This window comes from Wolbachia endosymbiont (group B) of Lycaena phlaeas (genome assembly GCF_947251875.1).
In the GTDB taxonomy this organism is placed as follows: Bacteria; Pseudomonadota; Alphaproteobacteria; order Rickettsiales; family Anaplasmataceae; genus Wolbachia.
Genome location: NZ_OX366392.1, coordinates 100,483 through 127,414, shown reverse-complemented (window position 1 = coordinate 127,414; position 26,932 = coordinate 100,483). Strand labels below are relative to the sequence as shown.

The 26,932-nt window shown below is 34.3% G+C and carries 25 protein-coding genes and 1 pseudogene; 18 read left to right on the top strand and 8 right to left on the bottom strand.

What is annotated here, in order from left to right; genetic code table 11:
• The first annotated feature begins 82 nt into the window (after positions 1 to 82).
• The 13 genes and pseudogenes from OPR37_RS00570 (at position 83) to OPR37_RS00510 (ending at position 14,687) form a co-directional block, all read left to right on the top strand.
• Positions 83 to 1,063, top strand: a complete 981-nt coding sequence (locus OPR37_RS00570; protein WP_019078870.1) for an IS481 family transposase — start codon at positions 83 to 85, stop codon at positions 1,061 to 1,063.
• 60 nt (positions 1,064 to 1,123) lie between these two features.
• A pseudogene (locus tag OPR37_RS00565) lies at positions 1,124 to 1,501 on the top strand (ankyrin repeat domain-containing protein); the annotation flags it as partial.
• Positions 1,502 to 1,758: 257 nt separating this feature from the next.
• Positions 1,759 to 2,940, top strand: a complete 1,182-nt coding sequence (locus tag OPR37_RS00560; protein ID WP_213863805.1) for an ankyrin repeat domain-containing protein — start codon at positions 1,759 to 1,761, stop codon at positions 2,938 to 2,940.
• 122 nt (positions 2,941 to 3,062) lie between these two features.
• Positions 3,063 to 4,289: a cytochrome b gene (locus OPR37_RS00555; RefSeq protein ID WP_010402967.1), complete on the top strand. Its 1,227-nt coding sequence runs from the start codon at positions 3,063 to 3,065 to the stop codon at positions 4,287 to 4,289.
• Entirely contained in the window at positions 4,289 to 5,050 is a 762-nt protein-coding gene (locus OPR37_RS00550; protein ID WP_264684918.1) for a cytochrome c1, read from the top strand. Before OPR37_RS00555 ends, OPR37_RS00550 begins: the two co-directional genes overlap by 1 nt.
• A gap of 85 nt (positions 5,051 to 5,135) precedes the next feature.
• Positions 5,136 to 7,070, top strand: a complete 1,935-nt coding sequence (gene uvrB, locus OPR37_RS00545) for an excinuclease ABC subunit UvrB (protein WP_264684917.1) — start codon at positions 5,136 to 5,138, stop codon at positions 7,068 to 7,070.
• A 1,096-nt stretch (positions 7,071 to 8,166) separates the two neighbouring features.
• Positions 8,167 to 9,363 carry an MFS transporter gene (locus OPR37_RS00540; RefSeq protein ID WP_052264710.1) on the top strand — a complete coding sequence of 399 codons (1,197 nt, stop codon included), beginning with the start codon at positions 8,167 to 8,169 and terminating at the stop codon, positions 9,361 to 9,363.
• Between the two features lie 38 nt (positions 9,364 to 9,401).
• Positions 9,402 to 9,701, top strand: coding sequence for an integration host factor subunit alpha (locus tag OPR37_RS00535; RefSeq protein WP_007302154.1), 300 nt, complete (start codon positions 9,402 to 9,404; stop codon positions 9,699 to 9,701).
• A complete protein-coding gene (locus OPR37_RS00530; protein WP_012481900.1) occupies positions 9,698 to 10,024 on the top strand; it encodes a MerR family transcriptional regulator in 327 nt (108 codons plus the stop codon). The genes OPR37_RS00535 and OPR37_RS00530 overlap by 4 nt, the downstream gene beginning before the upstream one ends.
• Positions 10,025 to 10,076: 52 nt before the next feature.
• Entirely contained in the window at positions 10,077 to 10,667 is a 591-nt protein-coding gene (locus tag OPR37_RS00525; protein ID WP_026097241.1) for a murein hydrolase activator EnvC family protein, read from the top strand.
• A gap of 4 nt (positions 10,668 to 10,671) precedes the next feature.
• A complete protein-coding gene (gene leuS / locus OPR37_RS00520; protein WP_264684916.1) occupies positions 10,672 to 13,140 on the top strand; it encodes a leucine--tRNA ligase in 2,469 nt (822 codons plus the stop codon).
• A 108-nt stretch (positions 13,141 to 13,248) separates the two neighbouring features.
• Positions 13,249 to 13,839, top strand: a complete 591-nt coding sequence (locus OPR37_RS00515) for an outer membrane beta-barrel protein (RefSeq protein ID WP_019236743.1) — start codon at positions 13,249 to 13,251, stop codon at positions 13,837 to 13,839.
• Between the two features lie 110 nt (positions 13,840 to 13,949).
• Positions 13,950 to 14,687 carry a hypothetical protein gene (locus OPR37_RS00510; RefSeq protein ID WP_012481902.1) on the top strand — a complete coding sequence of 246 codons (738 nt, stop codon included), beginning with the start codon at positions 13,950 to 13,952 and terminating at the stop codon, positions 14,685 to 14,687.
• A 99-nt stretch (positions 14,688 to 14,786) separates the two neighbouring features.
• Here the strand turns inward: OPR37_RS00510 and folD are convergent, their stop codons facing one another.
• The 6 genes from folD to ndk form a co-directional block, all read right to left on the bottom strand.
• The gene (folD, locus tag OPR37_RS00505; protein ID WP_007302160.1) at positions 14,787 to 15,674 is read right to left on the bottom strand and encodes a bifunctional methylenetetrahydrofolate dehydrogenase/methenyltetrahydrofolate cyclohydrolase FolD; all 888 of its coding nucleotides are present in this window, start codon (positions 15,672 to 15,674) and stop codon (positions 14,787 to 14,789) included.
• Positions 15,658 to 16,233 (bottom strand): UbiX family flavin prenyltransferase, encoded by a 576-nt coding sequence (locus OPR37_RS00500; RefSeq protein WP_007302161.1) that lies wholly within the window; start codon positions 16,231 to 16,233, stop codon positions 15,658 to 15,660. Before OPR37_RS00500 ends, folD begins: the two co-directional genes overlap by 17 nt.
• Positions 16,226 to 16,483: a DUF2312 domain-containing protein gene (locus tag OPR37_RS00495; protein ID WP_007302162.1), complete on the bottom strand. Its 258-nt coding sequence runs from the start codon at positions 16,481 to 16,483 to the stop codon at positions 16,226 to 16,228. Before OPR37_RS00495 ends, OPR37_RS00500 begins: the two co-directional genes overlap by 8 nt.
• A gap of 9 nt (positions 16,484 to 16,492) precedes the next feature.
• A complete protein-coding gene (locus tag OPR37_RS00490; RefSeq protein ID WP_026097245.1) occupies positions 16,493 to 17,770 on the bottom strand; it encodes an HlyC/CorC family transporter in 1,278 nt (425 codons plus the stop codon).
• Positions 17,771 to 17,838: 68 nt separating this feature from the next.
• Positions 17,839 to 19,017, bottom strand: coding sequence for an aspartate aminotransferase family protein (locus OPR37_RS00485; RefSeq protein ID WP_007302164.1), 1,179 nt, complete (start codon positions 19,015 to 19,017; stop codon positions 17,839 to 17,841).
• Between the two features lie 122 nt (positions 19,018 to 19,139).
• A complete protein-coding gene (gene ndk, locus OPR37_RS00480; RefSeq protein ID WP_007302165.1) occupies positions 19,140 to 19,559 on the bottom strand; it encodes a nucleoside-diphosphate kinase in 420 nt (139 codons plus the stop codon).
• 105 nt (positions 19,560 to 19,664) lie between these two features.
• Here ndk and OPR37_RS00475 point away from each other — a divergent pair, with 105 nt between their 5' ends.
• The 3 genes from OPR37_RS00475 (at position 19,665) to OPR37_RS00465 (ending at position 22,295) form a co-directional block, all read left to right on the top strand.
• Positions 19,665 to 20,426, top strand: a complete 762-nt coding sequence (locus OPR37_RS00475; protein ID WP_019236748.1) for a hypothetical protein — start codon at positions 19,665 to 19,667, stop codon at positions 20,424 to 20,426.
• Complete coding sequence (gene hemH / locus OPR37_RS00470; protein WP_007302167.1) at positions 20,423 to 21,376, top strand: ferrochelatase; 954 nt, start codon at positions 20,423 to 20,425, stop codon at positions 21,374 to 21,376. Before OPR37_RS00475 ends, hemH begins: the two co-directional genes overlap by 4 nt.
• A gap of 61 nt (positions 21,377 to 21,437) precedes the next feature.
• Entirely contained in the window at positions 21,438 to 22,295 is an 858-nt protein-coding gene (locus tag OPR37_RS00465) for a hypothetical protein (RefSeq protein ID WP_264684915.1), read from the top strand.
• On the opposite strand, the gene gshA is transcribed toward OPR37_RS00465, so the two are convergent.
• On the bottom strand, positions 22,292 to 23,446 hold the full coding sequence (gene gshA / locus OPR37_RS00460) for a glutamate--cysteine ligase (RefSeq protein ID WP_264684914.1): 1,155 nt from the start codon (positions 23,444 to 23,446) through the stop codon (positions 22,292 to 22,294). The genes OPR37_RS00465 and gshA overlap by 4 nt on opposite strands.
• Before the next feature lie 82 nt (positions 23,447 to 23,528).
• Here gshA and hslV point away from each other — a divergent pair, with 82 nt between their 5' ends.
• Both hslV and hslU read left to right on the top strand, forming a co-directional pair.
• A complete protein-coding gene (gene hslV, locus OPR37_RS00455) occupies positions 23,529 to 24,083 on the top strand; it encodes an ATP-dependent protease subunit HslV (RefSeq protein ID WP_012481904.1) in 555 nt (184 codons plus the stop codon).
• A gap of 1 nt (position 24,084) precedes the next feature.
• On the top strand, positions 24,085 to 25,536 hold the full coding sequence (gene hslU, locus OPR37_RS00450) for an ATP-dependent protease ATPase subunit HslU (protein WP_007302171.1): 1,452 nt from the start codon (positions 24,085 to 24,087) through the stop codon (positions 25,534 to 25,536).
• Between the two features lie 39 nt (positions 25,537 to 25,575).
• Here hslU and OPR37_RS00445 read toward each other — a convergent pair whose 3' ends face one another.
• Positions 25,576 to 26,442 (bottom strand): hypothetical protein, encoded by an 867-nt coding sequence (locus OPR37_RS00445; RefSeq protein WP_265016855.1) that lies wholly within the window; start codon positions 26,440 to 26,442, stop codon positions 25,576 to 25,578.
• Positions 26,443 to 26,932: the final 490 nt, after the last annotated feature.

Here is a 26,932-nt window from a genome sequence, read left to right as displayed (position 1 = left end):
ATAGAAATTTGTACTTGTGATAGTTTATATACCTTATTACAATTATGGTGGGAAGTATATCAACAATAAAAGCCGCAAGTAAATGGACTCTAAAGTTAAGCTACGCCTGAATTGGGTAAACCTATATAAAAAATTAGGTCATGCAGGAAGAGTATGTCAGCACTATAATATTTCACGCTTTACCTTACGCAAATGGTGTAAACGTTACAAGGAGTTTGGTGAAAAAGGATTAGAAAATCTTAGTAGCAGGCCTAAAACCTCACCTTTACAAAAAACCAATATATCTAGTGATCAACTTATTCTCCACTTAAGAAAAACTAGAAAATTAGGAGCAAGACGTATTCAAACTGAATTGAAACGTTTACATGATCTCTCTTTTTCATTGGCTACTATACACAAAGTTTTCAAAAAATATGATGTAAGTCTTTTACGTATTAAACGTCATTACCGCAAACAAATAAAGCGTTACAACTGTAAAGTACCAGGAGAGCGTATACAGATGGATGTATGCAAAATAGCTTCTGGACTTTATCAGTATACCGCTATAGATGATTGTACACGTTATAAAGTTGTTACATTGTACCCAAGACGTACTGCAGAAAACACTCTAGATTTTCTTGAACAACTAAGAGAAAAAATGCCATTTCATTGTCAAAGAATTCAAACCGATAGAGGACAGGAATTTTTTGCTTATGGGGTGCAAGAATATTTGAAAAAATGGAAAATCAAATTTCGTCCTATCAAGCCATTTTCCCCGCATTTAAACGGTAAAGTGGAAAGAGCTCAGCGTACAGATTTAGATGAATTTTACAGTAGTGTTAACATCAAGGATCCTGACCTACAAATTAAACTCAGAGATTGGGAAAACCATTATAATAGACAACGTCCTCATAGCTCTCTTCAAGGAAAAACTCCATGGGAAAAATATAAAGAGCTAGAAAGTACAATTCCTTGTTTAAGTGAAGTGCAAAAAAATTACATTCCGTCAAAGGAGCCTTTTGTCATGCAAAATTACAAGCATGATCAAAGATTAAAGTCAATTCAAAAACACAACGTTACTTAACTATTTAAAATTCAGACTTAATCTGACAAATCAGTTGTTATGACCTATATGAATCACACAATTAATAGTATATTTAGTTGGGTAACCACTGCCACACTCAATGGCTTATTCAGCAGTGCTCCTACTTTACTTCCTGCACAGCAATCTGTTGACCACTTAGATCGTAGCCCAATTAGTTCTTCACAAGTTGATTGTAATGGAATAATTCTACTAACTGCTGCAGCAATGAGTAAGTTCACAGGAAAAAAATATTCAAGGACACTGGACAATTCACTTCTCACAATAGAAGAAATTAGAGAAAGAAAGCTTAACACTATAGAAAAAAACTTCGAGACAGCACTTAGTAAGTTTAAAAAACTTTATCAATGTCCTGAAAGTTCATTAAGCAATTTAACGATATCTAAAGGTATACATCAAAAGTCCCTTTTAATCAGTTAAAATAAGCACTCAAGCTTGAGTGCTTATTTTCGTATAATCCTCTTTAAGTTAAAGCTCTTATATGTTGAGAATAAGCTGCTAAGCAATTTAAGCAAACTAAGGAGGCTTATGGTGTTTTGTACAAAAACTAAATGTAGCACGTGATCAAATAACAATCTCTTACGTTGTAAATTTTTTTTAATTTTACATATAAATTTCACTAGCATATTCCCAAATTATGTGGTATAAGGGCAAAAATTTTATCCTTTAGGAGGGTTATGGTTACAAAAACAGAAGTTGAAAAATGGAGAGATGGGTTACGTTCTGCAGTAAAGGAACGTGATTTTCAAAAAGCTGAGGAGTATATTAGAGAAGGAAAGACACATACTACTAATGTTATTAACTCTAAAGATAGAAATGGTAACTCACCTTTATCGATTGCTGTTAGTAAACAAGATTTAGAAATGATGAGGTTTTTAATTGAGAATGGTGCAGATGTTAATATTGAGGACTTTTTTCGTGTGCCTCCTATATACTATGCTGTTACAAAGGGCACCAAAAAAATGATAGAGCTTCTAATCGATAAAAAGGCTAGCATTAGTGGTTATTTTTCATATGCTGGTGAAAAACGTACTCTTATAGGCTGGGCTATAGATAAAAATAGTTCGGAAAAAGTAGAGGTCCTACTTAAACATGGTGCTAGTCCAGATGGCAAATTTGATTTTAATGATTCTTCACAAGATTCGTGTCTACATATTGCCATTCAGAAAGATTACCAAAAAATAGTAGAGCTTCTTATTGAATATCATGCTGACGTCAATGTTCAAAACAGACGGGGGCACACACCTATATATTTGGCTATTAGTTTAAAACGTCCAAAAATAATGAAGCTGTTATACGATAGTGGTGCTGATATTGATAATGTTAAGGATATAAGGAACGAGACACCATCAGATTATGTTAAGTTATTTTATCCCGGTAAAACGATAAAAGAGATTGTTGCAGAAGCAGAGAGTGCCAATGTAAACCCAGGTGATACTACTCTTGCACCAAGTAGTGCAGTAAGACCTTCTTCTTTTATTAATAGTGTATTTAGTTGGATGGGAACTTCAACAACTGCTGCACTCAGTAGCTTATTTCAGAGTGCCCCTGCTTTACCTCCTGCACAGCAATCTATTGCACATTCAACTGGAAGCTCAATTGGTTCTTCACAAGTTGATTGTAATGGAGCAATTCTGCTAACTGCTATAGCAATCAGTAAATTCACAGGGGAAAGATATTCAATGCCACTGGATAATTCGCTTTTGACATTGGAGCAAATTAAAGAAAGAAAGGTTAGTGCTATAGAAAGAAATGTCAAGATGGCACTTAGTAATTGTGAAAAACTTTATCAATGTCCTCGAAGTTCATTAAGCAATTCAACAATATCTAAAGGTGTATGTCATCAAAAGTCCCTTTAAAACAAGCACTCAAATTTGAGTGCTTGTTTTTGTGAAATCTACTCTTTAAACTTAAACTTTTTATTGTTTATTAGCGTTAAATTGTTACAATACAATGAGTTAAGATGACAAAGTTTTAAGTTATGGAAGATGATAGCAAAAAAGAAATAATAGAAGAAAAAGGTATATTAGGTTGGATAGAGTACAGACTGCCTATATTTTCTTTTCTAAAACATACTGCTTCTTATCAAGTACCAAAAAATTTAAATTATGCTTGGAATTTTGGTTCTTTAGCTGGTATAGCGCTGATTTTACAAATAATAACAGGTATATTTCTTGCCATGCACTACACTCCGCATGTTGATCATGCATTTAATAGTGTGGAGCGTATAATGCGTGACGTAAGTTATGGATGGCTGATACGTTATACTCATGCTGTTGGGGCGTCGCTCTTCTTTATGGTGGTCTATGTTCATATCATGCGTGGATTATATTACGGATCTTATAAGAGACCGCGAGAAATGGTATGGTTTATTGGCATATTTATATTTTTTGCAATGATGGCAACTGCCTTTATGGGATATGTTCTTCCATGGGGACAAATGAGTTTTTGGGGTGCAACAGTTATAACTAATTTATTCTCGGCTATACCTTTAATTGGTGATAAAATAGTTATATGGCTATGGGGAGGCTTCTCTGTTGATAATCCAACGCTTAATCGTTTTTTTGCGCTGCATTATCTTATGCCTTTCATTATTATCGCTTTAGCTATGTTGCATGTTGTTGCTCTGCATAGGTTTGGCTCTAATAATCCAAGTGGAATAGAAGTCAGGTCAGATAAGGATACCATTCCTTTTTATCCTTACTATATAGCAAAGGACTGCATAACTTTTGGTTTATTTTTTATAATTTTATTTGCATTTGTTTTTTATGCCCCTAATTATCTTGGGCATCCTGATAATTATATAGAGGCTGATCCTATGGTAACTCCAGTACATATAGTGCCAGAGTGGTATTTCTTACCTTTTTATGCGATGCTGCGTTCAATTCCAAATAAACTTATTGGTGTACTTACCATGTTTGGATCTATTTTAGTGTGGTTTCTTTTGCCTTGGCTTGATAAATCAAAGGTTAAAAGTGGTTCCTACCGTCCATTATTTAAGAAATTTTTTTGGGTTTTTGCAATAAATTTTGCATTTCTTGCCTGGCTTGGGGGACAAGAAGTTAAGGAGCCTTACATTACTTTAAGTAGGCTTTCAACTCTTTATTATTTTTCATATTTTGTGATAATTTTACCTTTACTTAGTAAGTATGAGAAACCAAAAAAATTACCAAAAACAATAAGCGATTCCGTGCCGGAGATGAAGTGATGCTATTGGTTAAAGTTGCTGTGTTTTGTGTATTATTTTTCGCTAATTCTCTATCTGCAGAGGAGTTTAAACCTTTACCAAATAAGAAAATTGACTGGAGTTTTAATGGAATTACCGGATCTTTCGATAGAGAGTCAATTCAGCGTGGCTATAAAGTATACAAGGAAGTCTGTGCTGCTTGCCATTCAATGAATAGAATAGCGTTTCGTAATTTGCAAGATGTTGGTTTTTCTGAAGAGGACGTAAAACAAATTGCAGCCTCTTATCAAGTGAAAGATGGTCCAAATGATTTGGGTGAAATGTTTGATAGGCCGGGAGTGTCTTCGGATTATTTTATTGCACCTTTTGATACAAAAGAAGCAGCTGCAGCAAGTAATAATGGTGCAATTCCACCAGACTTATCACTCATTGTCAAAGCAAGGCACGATGGTGCAAACTACGTCTATTCACTTTTGATAGGCTATCAAAACGGCGAGCAGGATGAGAATGGTTTATATTTTAATCCATATTTTTCAACAGGTAGGTTAGCTATGGCCCCACCTCTTTCTGAAGGAATGGTAGAATATGATGGTGCAAGACAAGCCACAGTTGAAAATATGGCATATGATGTGGTAAATTTCTTACAATGGGCAGCAGAGCCAGAACTGGAGCGCCGACATAAACTTGGGCTAAAAATAGTGACATATTTTATAATTTTGACGGTGTTTTTTGTATTAACCAACAACAGGATTTGGAGCAGGCTCTATAAAAAGAAAAAATAGAGTTTTTTATGTTCATTCTTTCATACCTTATTTACACTAGCAAATGTATTGTATAGTAATAAATACATTATGAAAATATAAAGGTATGGAATTTCAAATAGTTACACATTTTCAGCCAGCTGGAGATCAACCACAGGCAATAGACAACTTAGTTGCAGGGTTAAATAGTAATAAAAGAGATCAGGTTTTGCTTGGAGTTACTGGTTCTGGAAAAACCTTCACTATGGCAAATGTTATTGCAAGAACAAACAGGCCTGCATTAATTATGGCACATAATAAAACTTTAGCGGCGCAGCTTTACGAGGAGATGAGAGGATTTTTCCCTCACAATGCTGTTGGATACTTCATTTCTTATTATGATTATTATCAGCCTGAGGCTTATTCGCCACAAACAGACACTTATATTGAAAAAGACTCTTTAATAAATGAAAGAATTGATATGCTACGCTATTCTGCTATATGCTCTCTTTTGGAGCGTAGGGACACGATTGTAGTTGCGAGTGTTTCTTGTATATATGGTCTTGGTTCGCCTGAGAGCTATCTCAGCATGACCTTGACTTTAAGTGCTGGAGATAAGATTCATGTTAATGACTTTCTGAATAATTTAGTTAATCTCCAATATAAACGTTCTGATGTCAGATTTGAGCGAGGATATTTCAGAGTGCGCGGCGATATTATTGATATATTTCCTGCCTATTATGAAAATAAAGCTTGGCGTTTATCATTGTTTGGTGATGAAATAGAGGAAATTTCTGAGATTGATGCCATGAACAGCAATATTATCAGATGCATAGATACAGTCACCATTTTTCCAAATAGCTATTACACTACATCACGTGAGACTCTTTTGCAAGCAGTTCAATTGATTAAAAAAGAACTACATGAACGCCTGGATTATTACTATTCACAGAACAAAATTGTTGAAGCAAAACGCCTTGAGCAGCGTACTAATTTTGATATTGAAATGATGATGGCAACGGGAGTGTGTAAAGGTATTGAAAATTATTCGCGTTATCTTTACGGAATGAAAGCCGGAGATCCACCGCCTACATTGTTTGAGTATTTACCTAAAGATGTAATTTTATTTGTTGATGAAAGCCATGTAACCGTTCCCCAGATAGGTGCAATGTATAGCGGTAATGAAGCACGTAAAAAGAAATTGATAGATTATGGTTTTAGGCTACCTTCTGCTTTTGATAACCGTCCATTAAAATTGGAAGAGTGGGAGGCAATACGGCCACAGACTATTTACGTTTCGGCTACTCCAGGAAAATATGAATTAGAAAAGACTAATCACGCATTTATAGAGCAAGTTATCCGCCCAACAGGACTGACAGATCCCATCTGCACCATAAAACCAACAGAGAGTCAGGTTGATGATGTGATTCACGAGGCGCAAGTAACAATAAAAAAAGGATTTTGTATTCTAATTACCACATTGACAAAAAAAATGGCTGAAAAGCTAGCTGAGCATATGAGTGAGCTCAGTATGAAAGTAACTTACCTACATTCAGATATTGGTGCACTGGAAAGAATTGAAATTATATGCAAATTAAGATCTAAAGAAATAGATGTTCTTGTTGGCGTTAACTTGTTGCGGGAAGGTCTTGATATTCCCGAGTGTGGATTGGTTGCAATTTTAGATGCTGACAAAGAAGGGTTTTTACGATCAGAGACTTCGCTCATTCAAACGATAGGTCGTGCTGCACGAAATGTTGAAGGCAGAGTAATTTTATATGCAGACAAAATTACTAATTCTATGGATCGTGCACTGAAAGAAACTGAAAGGAGAAGAAAGAAACAGACAGAGCATAATACACTGCATAATATTGTACCAAAAACTATAATAAAGCCTATATCAAATACTTTACAGGAAAAAGTGGTAGTTGAGAATTTTAGCAAGGATGATCTAAATAGTTTGAAAAAGCAAATGTTGAAGCATGCTGAAAATTTAGAGTTTGAAGAGGCGGCGAAAATAAAAGGTATTATTGAAAAATTTAATAACAGACCCGTTACATAACTAGAAAAAAAGATAAATAATTAATAGTTAAGCTGACTTTGATTTACCAAGGATTTGAAAAACTATTATCTAAGAACATATCTTGAAAGGACTTAAGTGGTTAAATATTAAAGAGTTCTTGAAGTAAGGAGAGCACACTCATACGTCAAGCAAACAACGTTTACCTAAAATTCTGTGACATTAGCAGCTTCCTTGGCCCGGTTTCAGTAAACAGTGATTTTGTAATTCTTCTATATATTAGAAAAATTTTTATTTTAATTAGCCATAGGCGCCTATTGTTTTTTAGCTAAAGTAAAGGTCAAGTATCTGGAATTCTGGACATAAAATCCCCCTGTGTAAAAAAGATTAGAAAAAAGTGCAGCGCACATACGACAGAGATTAAGCATATGTGTATGCGCTGAAGAAGATACGCTACATTTTTTACTTAGTTTGATTATTTAATAGAAAAGTCTGCAGACAAAGATAGATTTTGAGCTCTTAAAATATCTCTAACTGTGATTATAATCAGATTTAAAATATATGGAAGCAATTTTTTACGTTAATATTTTAAATTAGGCCTCTTGCATAACTATATTAAACTCCCTCATTATATATTTTATTGCATTAATAATTGTTATCGCCCCTTGTGCAACATTTGGCCTTGTCACTTATATCACTTAGATACAACTCACCTTCCTATTTTTTGCATCTTATTCTTTTCTTTTTTCCCTTTCAAGACAGGTTCTGAGTGGCAAAACATAGGTCCACTTTAATGTGTATTAAACAAGATTTTATAACTCTAATTGTCTTTGCTTGTGCTGTTCAACTGTGACATCAACCATTACATTCAATGGAAGATGATCTGAAGGGTATCTCTCTTGTTGGAATTATATCATCTTTACCCAGGCCTTTCACCCTACGCTGTATACTCCTTTATAACAGGGGATAAAAAGCAAAAATCTATTCTTTTTTTGAGATCATATACAGATTCTAACAATTAAAATCTCACAACAAATTTGTTGTTTCATAGCTTTTATATAATCTATAATTGCAACTGTTTTAACATTAATCAGAGACTAAAAGAGGCTTGTTATTAATGGATTACTTATAAAATCTTATGGAAAGTAGAGCTTGGTTCATTTGGCTGATCAGCAACTTAATTGTTATATTCAGCAATATGCAGATAATCTACACCTTTATAAGTGTGAATCTTGAAAAAGAACTTGGGCTCACGATTGCGCAAGTTGCACTAGCTAATTCAGCATATACTTGGACTTTTGCTATCTCACAATTTTTTAGTGGGGCAATGTTTAATGTTTTTTCCAGCAAAAAAATTTATTTTTTCTCGTTGTCAATCATGCTCTTTGGTTTTTTTGTCCTTATCAAGAGTGACAATTTTGCCCATTTAATTTTATCTCAATTTTTGATCGCAATTGGAGCATCGTTTGGTTTTGTTGGCGCTGCTCATGTAAGTAGCACATATTTTCCCCTTACTCAATTTGGACTGATGTTCTCACTAGTGCAGACAATTTCAAGTCTTTCTGCTTTGATGATTCAAATGTGCTTCTCTAGCTTGCTTGCCGAAGGTGCAGATTGGAAAAATCTTATTGTATGCGTAATATTATTTGGCGTATCAATATTCGTACTTATGTTTTTTTATCCGAAAGGACTTTCAAAAAAAAATTTGGGGGAATACACAATAAAGAGCTCTATAAAAACAGTAATATGTTCTGTACTAACAGTGCTAAAATTAAGAGATATCTGGATAACCTCAATAGTGGGTGCTATTACTTTTGGAACATTTTTAGCGCTTAATATGCTGTGGGCACCAAGGTTACTAAGCAACTTAGAACTCAATACAATGGAGTTAGGTGTGGCAACTGCAATATTGTGGCTTGGTCTTGCAGTTGGTGCTCCAATTGCAGATCTAATCTCAAATCTATTTAAAAATAGAAGGCACGTAATCTCTGCTTTTGCCACATTGCAAAGTATTTCAGCTATTATTTTACTATGCGGTAATTTAACAGTTCATATTATATACTTTTGTATGTTAATGTTTGGTTTTTTTGCAGGAGGACATATGCTTAATTTTACTGTTGGTAGTGAGATTGTTGAGCAGAAGTATATTAGCACATCATCATCCATTATCAATGGATTTATGTTTGTTATGAGTGGAATTTTAGTGTCAATTTTAGCACTTTTTTCAGATCATCAAATGGCGCTTTTCACAATATTTGCAATGTTAACATTTGCTAGTATTTTTAATTATGCTACAAAAGAAACATACTATAAAAATAAAGTAGCTGAATCTTGAGTCGATTGTTATATTATATTAACATACTGTAATAAATTATGACAACAAAAGACACAACAGTAACTAAGGCAACAATAGCTGAATGTATAAACCAGGAAATTGGATTATCGAAAGAAGACTCTATTGCAATAATAGATGACATATTGGATGAGATAAAAACGAGCTTAGCAAAGGATGGAATAGTAAAAATATCTTCATTTGGAACATTTTTGGTTAAAAACAAGAAAGAAAGACCAGGAAATATACCAAAGACATCGGAAAGGGTAGTAATTAAAGCGAGAAAATCAATTTCTTTTAGACCTTCAAAAATGATGAAGAAATTAATAAACAACCGATGAATAAGGAAAAATTATTTTACACAATTGGAGAAGTAGCTGAAGAACTACATTTGGAGCAGCATGTTTTAAGATTCTGGGAAAGTCAATTCCATCAAATTAAACCCATAAAACGGAAGGGAAGAAGACTATATGATCATAAGTGTATAGAGGCAATAAAGAAAATAAAATATATGCTATATGACAAAGGATATACAATAAAAGGAGTACAAAAGGAATTTGGTAACGATGTAAGAATTGATCATTATTCAAGAAATTTGTTGAAAGAACTTACCGATTTAAGAGACTATTTGACTGATAAAATAAATGAAGAAAGTAATAAATAGACGAAAAACACTATAAAGTTTTGTGAAAGTTGATATATCTAGAGATAAGTGTATGTGTCGTATAGCCTTGTTCTTTATATTATCAGCAATACTGATAAGCTGTGGCCTGCAAAAACCTGCACCTGTACTACTTAAAGGCGAAGAATTTTATGGGAAAAGAGACCTAGAGTACACAAGGGAGTATAATTTGATTAAAGAAAATGTTGATTCTTCGCTGCGAAAAGAAAGTAGAAAAGCCTTTGTAGATAAGGTATATAACAATAATGCACAAAGCATGTGTAAATTTGTAATACCGGTTAAAGGTGCAGTTACCTCTTCTGATAAAATATGTCAAGATGGCATAAAAATTACTGCTCAAAGTGGAACAAAGGTTATTGCTTCTGCACCTGGCAAAGTAATATACGTAGGCAAAGGCCTGAGGTGGTACGGAAATTTAATTATAGTGGAACATAAAGATAATTACATGACTATGTACTCCTATTTAAAAAACATACAAGTTGAAATTGGTGATAAAGTAAAACAAGGTCAAGTAATTGGATCTGCAGGTAAATCAAGCACACAAGATAAAGATCCGCAGATGTGTTTCACAATAAGACATAATGGTCAAGCAGTCGATCCTTTAGTACATATAAACTGTGATTGAATTTATGAAATATGATTTTAAAAACGTTGAAAAATTCTACCAAAATAAGTGGGATTTTTCTGTAAGCAAAGATAGTAAAAAGAAGAAATGTTACGTGTTGGAAATGTTTCCATATCCATCTGGTAAGATTCATATGGGGCACCTGCGTAACTATGCAATAGGAGATGTTATAGCACGTTACAAGAGAGCTCGTGGATTTGAGGTTTTGCACCCAATTGGCTGGGATGCGTTTGGATTACCAGCTGAAAATGCAGCAAGGGACAATAACATTAACCCTGCAGCATGGACACAAGATAATATAGATAATATGCGCACGCAGCTAAAATCTATAGGTCTTTCATACAATTGGGATCGTGAGCTCTCCACATGTGAGCCTGATTATTACAAACACGAACAGAAATTTTTTCTGGATTTTTTAAAGCATGGTCTTGCCTATCGAAAAGAGTCGTGGGTTAATTGGGATCCAGTGGACCAAACAGTGCTTGCAAATGAGCAAGTGGTTGATGGAAAAGGATGGCGATCAGGTACAGTTATTGAAAAACGTAAGTTATTCCAATGGTTTTTAAAGATTACTGATTTTGCTGAAGATTTGCTTCATTGTCTGCAAAGTTTAAAAAATTGGCCAGAAAAAGTCAAAACTATGCAAGAACGATGGATAGGAAAATCTGAAGGTGTAACTATAGATTTTGAAATAGTTGGCTTGAATAAGAAGTTAAAGATTTTTACAACTTCTCCTCATACTTTATTTGGAGCTTCTTTTCTTGCAGTAGGAGCAGAGCACCCTATTGTACAAGACCTTAAGGACAAAGAAATAAGAGACTTTTTTGGTAATATGAAGGCAAAGGGGGAGAATGATGAAAAAATTGGAATTTACACTGGACTGAACGTCAGGCACCCATTTCTCGACAAGGAATTACCAATTTATATAGCGAATTTTGTGTTGATGGAGTATGGAGAAGGTGCGATTTTTGGTTGCCCTGCACATGATCAGCGTGATTTTGAATTTGCACAGAAGTATGGTTTACCGATTATTCCTGTAGTTTGTGAAGAGAGCACAGAGAGCACAGAGATCTTAAAAGAACCGTACTTCGGTGATGGAGTGATGTTCAATTCTGAATTCTTAAACGGACTAATGATTAATGAGGCAAAAAAAGTAATCATAAAAAAACTTGAAGAAAAAGGAATAAGCAAAAAAACAGTAAACTACCGTTTGCATGATTGGGGAATTTCAAGGCAACGTTATTGGGGATGTCCTATACCTATTATACATTGTAAAGATTGTGGAATTGTTCCAGTTCCAGAAAAAGACCTCCCTGTTGTTCTACCAACGGATGTAGAATTTACAAGTGGTGGTAATCCCCTGTATAAGCACCCAACCTGGAAATTTGTTGATTGTCCAAAGTGCGGAAAGCAAGCAGAACGTGAAACTGATACATTTGACACTTTTTTTGAATCTTCTTGGTATTTTGCTGCATTTTGCAGTGAAAATAAATCGATTAATAAAGATACTTGTAATCGTTTTATGCCTGTTGATTATTACATAGGTGGAATAGAACATGCAATTTTACATTTGCTTTACTCAAGGTTTTTCTGCCGTGCTTTAACTAAATGTGGCTATTTTGACGTTAAAGAGCCTTTCTCTACTTTAATCACTCAAGGAATGGTCTGCCATATAACTTATAAAGATGAGAATGGCAAATGGCTCTTTCCCGAAGAAGCAAAAGAGTTGATTGCGAAGGGTGCTAAGATCCAAGTTGGAAAAGTCGAAAAGATGAGTAAGTCAAAGAAGAATACAGTTGACCCAAACTTTATCATAGAAAAATACGGTGCTGATACTGCTCGTTTGTTTGTATTATCCGATACCCCCCCAGAAAAAGATATGGAATGGTCTGATGATGGCGTGGAAGGTTGTTTTCGCTACATAAATAAATTGTGGCGTATGGTAGTGCAACTTAGGCCCGTAAACATACACTATGATAATGAAAACATTGTAGGTAAACTCCTAGAGTACAGAAAAAAAATCCATAAACTATTGCAAGGGCTTACAGATGACTTGAAAAACTGCAGATTAAACTGTGTGGTAGCAAAGTTTCGTGAAATGACAAATTTAATAGCTGAAATAGACGTAAAAACTGGAAAATCTCTTATTGATGAAGGTATATGCATACTAATCAGAGTAATTGAGCCATTCATGCCATACCTGGCTGAAAATTTATGGCAAAAAATAGGAGGCGAAGGCATGCTATATATGCAACCTTGGCCAAAAGCTGATGAATCACTACTAATTGATAATATGGTAACTGTGGCAGTACAGATTAATGGAAAGTTGCGTGCGACTATCAAAGTAGAAACTGATTTACCTCAAGAAGAATTGAAGAAAATAGCAACAGGTTCTGTATCTAACAAAATCGATCAAAGCAAAATTCGCACTATATATGCTGTACCAAATAAGGTAGTAAACATAGTTATATAAAAATTTTGAGTAGCATGTCCCTAATTTCGTAGGTATACTTTTTTTGATATGAGGTTATATCTTTTTTAATATAAAGGATATATACTTGTGCATTATATATTTTTTTGTATGGGTAGTTATATGAAAATAAAAGGATTGTGTGTTTTAGCTGTTTTGCTCACTTCATCTCTAGCAGGTGCAGCTAGTAATAAAGCAGCTAGTAATAGTGCAAAAGAGCAGTACTACGCAGGTTTAAACTTTGGTGGTGGATGGGGCACTGGATTAAAAATAAAACCTGGCTTAGTTTTTGGTTATAATTATGATAAAAGCTCTAAGTTTGAACTTGAGATTCTCACTGACGTAAGTGATATGTTTGGAGGTAAGGATGCAGAAGGAAAGGACAAAAACAAGAAAATGGGAGCTAGTTTATTAGCACATTACCGTTATTATCCTGACGTTGACATTGATCCTGTGAAACTATATGTCAGTGGAGGTTTAGGAGGACATCTACAAGTATATCCTTTTGACATTGTTGGCACTGAAACACTAGATAAAATACTGGGTGCTATTTCGTACAAACTGAAGGTTGGTGTTGATTATGAAGTTGCTCCACAGATAGTTGGTACAGCTGCTTTAACCGTAGGCGGGCAACTGAGTGGTTTAAAAGCAAAACAAATACCAGATGCGATGCTGGAAGTAGGAGTACGTTATAGTTTTTAATGCTGGATGGCATTGTGTACATGTTTAATGGTTAGGTGTAACCATAAGCAATGCTCAAAACTTGCTGCTAGCATGTTTGAACACTTATTCCAGTCTGTTTTAAGGAAGTAATGTGTATGAATTATATGAGAACGATGAAAGTGTTCGCTGTGTTGATTGCTTTAGCAAGTACAGCTAGTAATGGTACAAGTGAGTTAGAAGATCAGTACAAAGATCGGTATGAAGACCAGTACAAAGATCAGTATGAAGATCAACACAAAGATCATTGTGAAGATCAATACGAAGATCGATATGAAGACCAGTACGAAGATCATTACTATGTAGGTTATGTAGGTTTAAACTTTGGGACTCGATGGGGTGAAAGCTTTAAATTGAACCCTAACGTTGTCTTTGGTTATCATCATAACAAAAATTCTAAGTTTGAACTTGAGGTTCTTGCTAACATAAGTGATATAACTGATAAACAAAAAAGGAAAGTAGGAGCTAGTTTGTTGGCAAATTACCTTTACTATCCTGATCTTGAAATTGATCCTATTAAATTATATGCTAGTATAGGACTGGGTGGATATATTCGAATATTGCCATCTTTTGGTCTTGGTGAGGATACAAATGCAGTTAACACTCCAAATTCGGCTGCAACTGTAGCTGCAGCCGCAGGTCAAAATGAAACACTAGATAAAATACTGGGTGCTATTTCCTATAAAGTAAAGTTAGGTGTTGATTGTGAAATTATTCCGCAGATAGTTGGCACAGTTGCTATTGCTGCAAGCGGTCAATTAAGTGGCTTTAAACCACCGATGAAAAAACCAGATGCAATCATAGAAGTAGGTATACGTTATAATTTTTAAGCTATGAACACTTTGAATCCCTATACACAGTTGTATGCTTGGTGCTATATATGTGCTATTTGCAAAGGTATTCTGTTTATGCTAACATTAAGCTAAACCTTAAGCAATAAAATCAGAAGGATCAACTCCCTTCTGTAAGCAAGCAGCAACTAAAGTGTTGATCATAAGAAATGCTATTGTCATCGGGCCAACTCCACCAGGCACTGGAGTAATAGCTTTGACTTTTTCTTTTACTCCCTCAAAGTCAACATCACCCACAAGCTTACTTTGATTTCCTATGTTAATGCTATTTATGCCAACATCAATCACTATTGCACCTTTTTTTATCCAATCTGGTTGAACAAAATTTGGCTTTCCAACTGCTGCAACTACTATATCCGCCTTAGAGCAATAATCAGCTAAATCCCTACTTTGTGAATGCAAGATGGTAACAGTGCAATTTTCTTGCAACAATAGGTGAAACATTGGCTTACCCACAATATTTGATCTGCCAATGATTACCGCATTTTTACCGGACAGATTATTTTCAACTGACTTAATTAAATGCAAAGAACCTTTGGGAGTACAAGGTATCAGACAATTTTTTTCACCTTTAACTAACCTGCCAACATTCTCATCATGAAAGCCATCTACATCTTTTTCAACACTTACTGTATTAATTATTCTGCTTGCACTGATGTGCTTTGGTAAAGGTAACTGAACTAAAATTCCATGCACAGATGAATCTTCATTTAATGTATTAACTTTTTCAATCAATTCATCTTCTGAGATACTATCAGGCAAAACAATAGTTTCAGAACTTATGCCTATTGATTCTGCTTTTCTTTGTTTATTACGAACGTAGACCTGACTTGCTGGATTGCTACCCACGAGAATTACTTTAAGACAAGGAAAAACATTATACTCTTTCTTTAAAATATCAATTTTTTTTGATAGCTCCTCACAGAGATCATTTGCTGTTTTTTTACCGTTAATAATAATTGACATTTCCTTGCCACTCCTCGAAGTCAGGTAATGCGATATCAAATAAATTCAATACTTTACCAACAGAATGATTTACAATATCATCCAAAGATTTTGGTTTAATATAAAAAGCAGGCATCGGCGGAGCAATAATTGCTCCCATCTCCGTTAGTTTTAAGATATTTCGTAGATGTCCAAGATGTAGTGGAGATTCTCGCACCATAAGAACTAATTTTCTTCTTTCTTTTAGAGTTACATCTGCAGCCCTTGTTAATAGATTGGAAGTCACCCCCGATGCTATTTCAGACATTGTTTTCATAGAACATGGAGCAATAACCATACCTGAGGTTTTAAATGAGCCGCTTGCTATTTTTTCTCCTATTTTTTCTTCAGAATAGTAAAAATCTGCAAGCGACATAATATCTTCAAGTTTTTCTTTAATCTCATGAGCTATAGTTATTTTTCCAGCACTGCTGATCACTAAATGAGTTTCATGATTGGTATTTTTTAGTGCCTCTAGAATCCGTACACCGTAAATAGAACCAGATGCTCCACTTATTCCAATTACAATCCTACTATTCACCTTCGTAATTCATTCCCAATGCACGTTTGTAGGTATCAAGTAATATTTCCTGTTCCTCCCTGTCATCATCATCCATCTTTCTTAGCCTAATAATCTGTTTCATCACTTTTATATCCCAACCTTCATCTGCAGCTTTTGCATATACATCACGAATGTGATCTTGCACATCCCTCTTTTCTTGTTCAAGTTTTTCTATTCTCTCTATATAGTTCTTCAAATCTTCAGCCGTTATTTTTAATGTATCTTCCATAGAACCCAACTAATTAATTGCTACTACAGTATTATCAGTTTTTACTTGTACTTCAATCATAGTAATAATATTTTTATCTTTTTTTAAAATCTTAAAGTAAAAACCGTACATGGAAAACTCTTCATTTTCTTCAGGAATGCGCTCTATCTCGTTTACAATCATACCTGCTAGAGTTGTAGCTTCTTCATCAGGAAGATCCCAATGTAACTGTCTATTAATATCCCTAATAGTAGATTTTCCTTCTATGTGATACATATTATCGGATATCTTTTTTATAAAATTCTCTGTGATCAAATCATGTTCATCTGAAATTTCTCCAACTATTTCTTCCAGTATATCCTCAAGAGTTACGATTCCCTGTAGTGCTCCATACTCATCAATAACAAATGCAAGGTGTTTCCTGTTTTTACGGAAGTTGTGAAGTTGTACACTGAGTGGCGTACTTTCTGGTATAAACCAAGGCTTTGACATAACTTTGGCAATCTCTATTTTATTATCCTTTTCACGCAAGGCATTTATTAGATTTTTCACGTGAACCACTCCAACAATATTATCTGGTTCTTTTTGCCATAAAGGTACTCTGCTATGGCTACTGGTTAAAATCTCTCTTATTAAATCCTCTTTGTTTCGATCTATATCAAGAGAAAATAAGCTTCTCCTGTGAGTCATAATCTGTGATATTTCTGTCTCAGCCAAATCAAGTATACTACTTAGCATATCTAAATCCTGTTGTAACATAGTTCCTTCACTGCGATGAAGAGTAATCATGTTACGCATTGCATCTGCTGCAGATATTACCTCCCTATTCTTATGAAGCCCACATAACTTCAGAATGAGATTGACAATAAACTGAATGCCTAATGTCAATGGAGAAAGAATCTTGACAAAAAACAGCATAAAATAAGAAGAAAGCAATGTAAATTTTTCAGGATTTTGCATGGCGTAAGTTTTTGGTAAAACTTCACAAAATAGCAAAATACAAAACGTCATCATGAATGTTGAAAGAAAGATGCCTTCACTTTCAAAGAAATGTATAAATATTGCTGTAAATAAAGCGGAACAAGTAATGTTAATAATTGTATTGCACAGTAATATTGTTCCTATTGTTAATTCTTTTGTATTCAACAAGCGGTCTATTATCTTAGCTCTTTTATTGCCATCTAGCTTTAGTTTATTAACTCGGGAGCGGCTAATTGAGGTTAACCCTATTTCTGCTCCTGAAAACAAAAACGATAAGATCAACAAGAAGAAAATTGCTGACAATACTGAAATCAATAACCAATCCATTAAAGTATGATGTTATTGCGATATAGAAACAGAGTTGATTTTATATGTTGTAAGAAGCATTTGCAAGTCTATATATCTTTAATATAAAAAAATAAATCATGAAATATATCACACACTGCATTCACATGCATACTCTCAACAACAAGTGGAGGAGTTATTCTTATTACCTTATTATTTAAAATATTAGTCATTATTAAGCCTTTGTCAAGAGATTGTTTAACAATTTTATCAGCCAAAGGTACTCTAAGCTCTATCCCTATCAATAAACCCTCCCCACGAACTTCTGAAATGATCTTCGGAAATTCTTCAGTCAAAGGCAACAACTTTTCTTTTAGATATTTACTGACCTTCTTAACATGGTCAAAAAAGCCTTCCTTTAGCATTACATCGAGTACTGCATTACCAACAGTCATGGCAAGTGGATTACCTCCATAAGTTGACCCATGAGTTCCTGGAGTGATTGCTTCTGCTATATAATCTTTTACTAAACATGCAGCCAGAGGAAATCCATTACCCATAGCCTTCGCACAAGTGAGCATATCAGGTTCAACTCCTATATTTTGATAGTAAAATAGAGAGCCAATCCGTCCATATCCGCATTGCACTTCATCAAAGCATAAAATTATTCCTTGAGCTTTTGTTATCTCTCTTACTTTTTTAAGATACTCTACGTCCAATGGATGTACTCCGCCTTCACTTTGTATGGGCTCTAAAAATATGGCAGCTGTTTCGCTATTGATTTTCTTTTCTAATGCTTCAATGTTATTTCTTGGAACTTTATCAAAACCAGAAAGGAGTGGAGCAAAACCTTCGCGTGATTTTTCATTTCCCCCAGCTGAAATTGCAGCAATACTGCGGCCATGAAAACCTCCTTCAATTGTAATGATGTGACTGCGCTTTTCTTGTCCATTTAAGTAGAAATAGCGGCGAATAAATTTAATTGCAGCTTCTGTTGCTTCAAGTCCACTTGAGCAGAAAAAAACTTTATCGGCAAAGGTAAGTTCTGTTAAACGCTGAGCAAGCCTTTCCTGCTGAGGAATAGTAAAAATATTAGAGCAGTGCCATAATGAATCCAGTTGCTCCTTCAGTTTATCTGTAATGTATGGATGACAATGCCCTAGAGAGGTTGTAGAAATTCCTGCAGCAAAGTCTAAATATTTTTTACCATCCTTATCGAAGAGATATACTCCTTCTCCTCTAACTATAGAAGCTTCAGATCTATTATAAGCGTTAACAACATGATCCATTTTAAATATTATCTATACTGTGCATGAAAAAGCTTTCCCTTAATATTGCTTAAACTAAAAATTGGGCTAGTATTATACAGTTCAACATAAAATTCAGAAATTTAATATGTAAAAAGGTAAAACTACACCAATTCACATTCAGCAAAAAAGAAAGCTATTTCTCTATGAGCATTCTCTAGACTATCAGAACCATGCACTCTATTTTCACTAATATCATTAGCAAAATCACCCCTAATTGTACCTTTATCTGCCTGTTTTGGATCTGTAGCACCCATGATTTGTCTGTATTTACTGACTGCATTTTCACCGATTAAAACTTGAACTATCACAGACCCAGAAGTCATAAATTCCACCAACTCTCCAAAAAAAGGCCTATCCTTATGAATTTCATAAAACAGCTCTGCTTGTTTTTTTGTCAGCAGCATCTTTCTCTGTGCTATAATTTTTAGTCCAGATTTTTCAATGTAAGAATTTATACTGCCTGTAATATTATTTTTTACTGCATCAGGTTTTAATATCGAAAGTGTTCTCTCAATTGCCATATCATTCCCTTATATTAAGATCGTATATTTACTTTATTGTGAATTTTTGTTCCATCAAAGAGATTTTTTATTTATAGTCAAGAATAAAACATCAAGGGGTAGTTTATGGTTTACTGTCGTAAGAAACTAGTGAATAATCTTAAATCATCAATTTTCTGCGGAACAAAAGGTTTTTTAACCTTTAATTTGGCATTTTTAAGTTATTTAGAGTATAGCTTACACAATAATACAAAATTAAAAGAAGGTGCCGCTTTTGGGATGAAAAGGAACGTTGTTCCATTTGGTGAAATGATTGCCATACCGCTGTTTTTTTGCTTTGTATTACCAGCTATGGTAGGCAACATAAGCCTTATCGAGTGCGCACTTATATGTGCTGCACTGATGGTTGCAACATGTTTTGTTGTAAGAACCTTTCACTTGCGTGAAAAGTTATTGAAAAAAATGACTAATAATGAAAATTATACCGAGGAACAAATAGAGCAGGAATTTAAGAAAGACATTATAAAATTTCCTATCTTTGATAAAAACAGACAGCATATTGAGTATAATTCTCCTAATCCAGGACAACTAATGAATGAAAGTCCTCCCTCTCTCTTTGTTAGGGTTTTACTTTTTCCCCTTACGATTTTTCTGAAGGCTCTACAAAGCTGCATAATGATATCTTTGGCTGCTGTTGAACTTTTTGAAGCAGTGCCAAGTTTTTGTGTTGATGTGGTTTTTGATAGAAACTTTGTATCTACACAGAGTAACGTGAAGAGATCTGGCCATCTATTGTATGCTAGTGTGAGAAATTTAGTGCCTGTAACTAAACTTGATGAGTGTGTAGCTGATTTTATAGGCAAACCTGAAGAAAGGTGCTGTCAGTGAAGAAGGCAGTAATCTTATTTAACCTAGGCGGACCTGATTCACTAAGTGCGGTCCGTCCTTTCTTATTTAATCTTTTTTACGATAAAAGAATAATAAATCTACCAAATCCTTTTCGCTTCCTTTTAGCAAAGTTTATCTCCAAAAGGCGAGAAAGTACTGCACAAGAAATATACGAGCACATTGGAGGTAAATCGCCAATCTTGGAGAATACGAAAGCACAAGCTGATGCTTTAGAACTAAAATTAAATGAAAATGGAAACCATGTATATAAGATATTCATCTGCATGCGTTATTGGCATCCATTTGCTGATGAAGTTGTTAAAAGCGTAAAGCAATTCGACCCTGACGAAATCATTCTGTTACCACTATATCCACAATATTCAACCACCACAACTCTATCATCCATCGAGAATTGGCAAAAAAATGCCAAACTGGAATGTAACACAAAAACAATTCACCATTATTATGACAATGAAGACTTTATTGAAGCTCATGTTAATCTGACGTCTAAATATTATAAATTAGCTAGCAAAATCGGTAAGCCAAGAGTCCTATTCTCGGCTCATAGCTTACCTCTTAGTATCATTAAAAAAGGCGACCCTTACGCTTCACAGATAGAAAAAACAGTAAAATTAATAGTAAAAAAATTGAATATTGAAGATCTTGATTGGGGAATATGTTATCAGAGTAAGGTTGGCCCTGTAAAATGGTTGGAGCCTAGCACTGAAAGTGAGCTATCACGCGCGAAAGACGATAATATACCTGTAGTTTTATCACCTATATCTTTTGTTTCTGAGCATTCTGAAACACTGGTTGAACTTGATATAGAGTATAAAGCAATTATCAAAGACGGATATTACTTTCGCGTACCAACTCTCAGTACTGATCTCTTATTTATCAAGTGCTTGGCCGATTTATGTTTAGATCACTCTCAAAGTACTGATTTATAGCACTTTTCTTTTTAGATTTTTATAGTATAATATTAAAAAGTTATTATTTTATTATCTACTTATGCCAAAAGGTAAGCCAAATACATTTATAGAAAGTATACATGATGTTCACAATCATGATATTAGAAAGATGTATTGTATTGCAGTAGGTTTAACAGGCATATTGTGTAAAATTTCATTGCAATTCTGTTGCGAGTTTATTGATAACAACAGATCCAATATTTGTACTATATTAGATATTTCTAAGTTCATAAAACTACCAACATCAATAATATTTGCTCTTCATTTTGGTCTCAATTTAGCTGGATATAAATCTAAGAAACCTGCGAATGGTGAAGAGGAAAATAAACCTGAAAAACCAATACAGGTTGTAGGTAACTCAGCGTACTTGGCAAGCTGTATCATAGGAATATTGATGCAGGCAAAAATCATTCATTTCTTAGCTAGAAACAACAAGGATGTAATAAGTTATATTAGCTTAACATCAGCAGTTCTATTTCTATTTTCAGAATTCGTAAGCTGTTATTATAAGTGCGAAGAATATAAGGAAGTGCATAAAAAATATCAAGAAGCATGTAAAAAATACAAAAAGGGTGATGACGAACTTACGAAATGTGAAGCTGAGCTTGCTAAATGCAAGAAGAATGTTATGTTTAGCACATTCACTTTGTCATTGGGCTTGTTAAGCTTCATATTAAAAAGAATGGAAATTGCAACTATACCGATAGACTTGGGTGGTGGCATAATCTATAATTTCAACTTAACTGTTACGGTTAGTTTGATACTAAGTATAGCATATCTAGTATCAAACATCGATAAGTTTGTCAATCAACCTAATAATGGTACTGATCCTTCTACTGGACTTGATGACGCTCACCATATTCAGCATAATGGCAGCATTGTAGAAATTAATTATTAGAGATGAAAAGACTTAATTTCTACTGCCAATGCTAGCACTGCTAATTTGCTAACAATATTCCAAAGTGGCAAAGTTTTATTTTCTTGGCTGATGTCATAAAATTCACAGTCAGTGGAATTCAAGCTAGAATATACATCTTTCCTGCTATTACATCGGTATAAGTAACATGTTGGAGTATCTCCTATATAGTATATTAGCGGTTCTGCAGAACTACTTTTAAATATGTCAATAGTTGGTACACCTTCTTGTATAATAACACTATTGATTGCTATTCCTTCTTTTATCTTTTTCATTTTATGACGCTTTTTTTTATTGAGATTTAATATTTCCTTTCCACTTGTTGCTGTTATAATGCCCATTCCATATGTGCCATTGCTTGCTTTGATAAAAACGTAAGGTTGTGTTTTTATTTCATATTCCTCATATTTTTTTTGCACTAGAGATAATATTTGGTCAACTTTAGTCGCTACTGCTCCTAGTGATGAATCATCATTAAAGTCAACTCCATTACAGCTTTCTGTAAGCACAGAAAGAAGCCATGGGTCCATTTTAAATTCGCCACAAAATTCGGACACTAATTTTTGATAGATTTCAAAATATTGAAATTTCTGCCTACTGTGCCAGCCATATAATGGACTTGGCACTATCTCTTGTTTTACGTTTTCTAGCGTGTCTGGAATGTGGCTCGTCATATCACGGTTCAGTATAATAATATCAGGCACAAATCCTGAAGTTGTCTTCAGCAAAGAGTTTTCTTTCACAACAGTTTCATACTGTTCTATTAAATTGTACGTTTCATTATGAAAGAGGCCAATTCTAGTTTCAAAACCTGCGAGTTGCATTACCTTTTCTATGGCAAATACATTTTCTATATACATTTTATTTCGTGTGTAATTCTCCGGTATTATAAGGGCCTTTTTATATTGTTTTGTTTCGAAGTAGCTTTTTATCAATTTTGCTGCTATCGCTTTTGATACTTCACTTAGGTTATTAAACCCTGCAGGAAATAAATTGGCGTCTACTGGAGCAATTTTGTAGCCTGAATTCCTAAGATCTATGGAGCTATAAAATGGTAATGTAAAACCATTAAATTTTGTTTTGAACCAATTATTTATATCTTTTTCCAGATTTGGATGAATTATGTTTTGCATCTACACTTTAAATGTTATAAGAAAAGTACTATATTATAAGTTATAATCTTAATATAATATAACGAATTAAAATAACAAAAAAATGATTCATCATGACAGCAGTAAAATGTATGGTACTACTATACTGTCAATTAGAAGAGACAAAAATGTAGTAGTAATAGGTGATGGGCAAGTCTCGCTAGGCCATACCGTTATAAAATCTGGAGCAAGAAAAGTTAGGCGTCTTTCTGGTGATTCCGTAATTGCCGGTTTTGCTGGAGCAACAGCTGATGCATTTACTCTCTTCGAAAGGCTAGAATCTAAACTTGATAAGCACCCAGGACAGTTAATGAGGGCATGTGTTGAACTTGCAAAAGACTGGAGAATGGATAAATATCTAAGAAAATTAGAAGCTATGATGATCGTGGCAGACAAGTCCATTTCATTGGTCATTACAGGAACGGGTGATGTTCTTGAACCTGAAGATGGCATTGCAGCCATTGGCTCTGGAGGAAATTTTGCTTTATCTGCAGCAAAAGCTTTGATTGACGTTGAAGGAATATCAATAGAGGAGATTGCAAAAAAGGCTATGAAGATAGCTGCCGATATATGTGTTTATACAAACCATAATCTAATTATCGAAAAAATAGAGGAGTAATATGTCAAGAACTTTGTGTGATAATTTTTCTAGTCAATCTGTAGTAGGTCAATTTGATAATAATGATGACTATAATGAGAAAAATAGCCTCTATGAAAATGAAGGTACAGGAAGTAGCAGCATTCAAAGCTCACAAGCTTTATTAGATGATCTACCACCACAGAAGATAGTTAAAGAATTAGACAGATTTATAATCGGGCAGAATGATGCAAAGCGCGCTGTTGCTATTGCACTCAGAAATCGTTGGCGTCGAAATAAAGTCCCACTTCCACTACGTGAAGAGATTATACCTAAGAATATACTCATGATAGGCCATACGGGAGTTGGTAAAACTGAAATAGCTCGCCGTTTAGCAAAGCTTGCTGGTGCACCTTTTATAAAAGTTGAAGCAACGAAATTTACTGAAATAGGATATGTTGGACGTGATGTTGACTCGATAATACGTGATTTAGTTGACGCAGCAATAGTTTTAGTTAAGGAAAAAGCACGTAAAGCCTTAACTAAAAAAGCTTTAGGTTTGGCTGAAAAGATAATAGTCAACTCCATGGTTGGTGAAGATGCAACCGAGGAAAGCAAAAAAGTTTTCAGAGAAAGACTGAGAAATAAGGAATTTGAAGATGGAGAAGTTTCTATTAACGTCAGGGAGAGCAAGGGTATGCTACCCACTTTTGATATACCTGGTATGCCAGGTGGGCAAATTGGCGTGATGAACGTAACAGAAATAGTGGGTAAGATGTTTAATGGGAACAAAAAAACAAAAACTATTACAGTTAAAGTGAAAGAAGCACGTGAAATATTGATTAATGAAGAAAGCGAAAGGTTAATGGATGAAGACAAGATAATCAAAGAAGCGATTGATCTTGTTAGCAATGAAGGCATAGTGTTTTTAGATGAAATAGATAAAATTGCAGCACGTACAGAAATAAAAGGTGAAGTCAACAGAGAAGGAGTGCAGCGCGATCTGTTACCATTACTTGAGGGAACAACTGTTTCAACTAAGTATGGCCCCGTAAAAACAGACTATATATTATTTATTGCATCTGGTGCTTTTCATTTATCTAAGCCATCTGATCTTTTACCAGAATTACAGGGTAGATTGCCAATTAGAGTGGAACTTAAGGCGCTTACTCAAGAGGATCTAATAAAAATATTAAAGGAACCAGAATCTAGTTTGTTAAAACAGTATATAGCGTTAATGAAAACGGAAAATGTAACACTTGAGTTTACTGATGATGGTATAGAGACTATAGCTGAAATAGCATTTACAGTTAATAGAGAAGTGGAAAATATAGGTGCAAGAAGACTTCATACTGTCATGGAGAAGCTTTTGGATGAAATAAGTTTTATCGCTTCTGAAAAAAATAGTGAAAAATTTGTTATAGATAGCAAATATGTAAGAGATAAACTAGAGTCAATTTCAAAGCAGCTTGATTTATCTAAGTTTATACTTTAATAGAAGCAGTTCAAATTGCTTCTCTAAAGAGACACATTCTTACCACCCAGAAATTTCCACACCATAACCATCTGACAATACGCTTTCATCACATAAACACAGTAAATCATCTAGAAACAAATTTATCATTTCTTTGCTAGCTTTAGTACTTTTTTCACGGATATTAAGAAGTGGGTTGTCTATTTCTATCTCATAAGAGCCATTTTCTTCTTTCTGGACTATAATTTTTTTTGAATTAATAGGGAAGTATCTATCATCATAGTCATTCTTGCCGTAAGAAGTACCTAGAGCAAGTAAATAGCTACAGATTGTGTCTCCGTGTAAAATAGTAGTATTGAGCTTTGCTACCTTGTCTCCAACTTTGCCATTAATTGGATCGTATGTATATACTTCTGCTCTAGATTTCTCACCTATAGCCTCCCCAAATTCTTTAGATGTTGATGGCTTGATAATGAATGATGGGAGCCAGTCTTTCCTTACATACTTGTTCAGTTCTATATCTCCCCCCCCTACAAGATTACATTTACTTATACTTATTCGTGCTCCATTCTCAGTTTTTTTGAATATAGTACCATCTTTATCACAAAGCTCCAGCCTATGAAACTGTCCTTTCCCGCAAGGCAACACTTTTAAATAATTTGCATTTTTTCCCGTTACACTTGGGTAATTCCCATCGCCTAGCACATCAAGAACAAGCTGTTCTCTACCTCCTTTAAGTTGAAAATACCAAGCTGACTCGTTTACACCGCCAACTTCTTCACCAGTTTTTATTGATTTCACTATCGGTTTATCTCTGAATGTCTTAAAAATCTCACAATCTAATTTGCAACCAGACTCTGTTGCCTCTACTATACAGTGCTTTTCATAGTCCTCTTTTTTTTCCTTTATCAGACCTTCATAACTCAAGAAAAAGATTAACCCACAAAATAAAGTTAAGAAACACATGGCTTTTTTAATTACATTGAATAGGAAATGGGAGTAGAGAAATATACACTAAGAAATTTACTGAGAATCTATGATAAGTTCTCTAATTGCATAAAAGTCAACAATAATTTTTTGTATCATGAAAAATATTTTTTGATGTAAAATTCAGCTCTAATACAACCTTTTATTTATTATTGTATTATCTTATTCAATCAAAAGAGGTTTTATTGGCAATAAAAACATCAACACTAATTTCCAATTAATCTCTTTTAAACTATGTAGCCAATGAATATGTGGATAAATACGTCCACACAAACTTAAAGTATTTATCCACATATTCATTAAGCTTATAAAAACTAAGGTATCATTCTTTTCCTCTATAGTCTTAATGATTTTACATAAGTTAAAAGTAGCATGCTTCCATTGTTCTCTCCGCGGTCTAATATGGCTAATTCATATTGTAGCCAAGCCG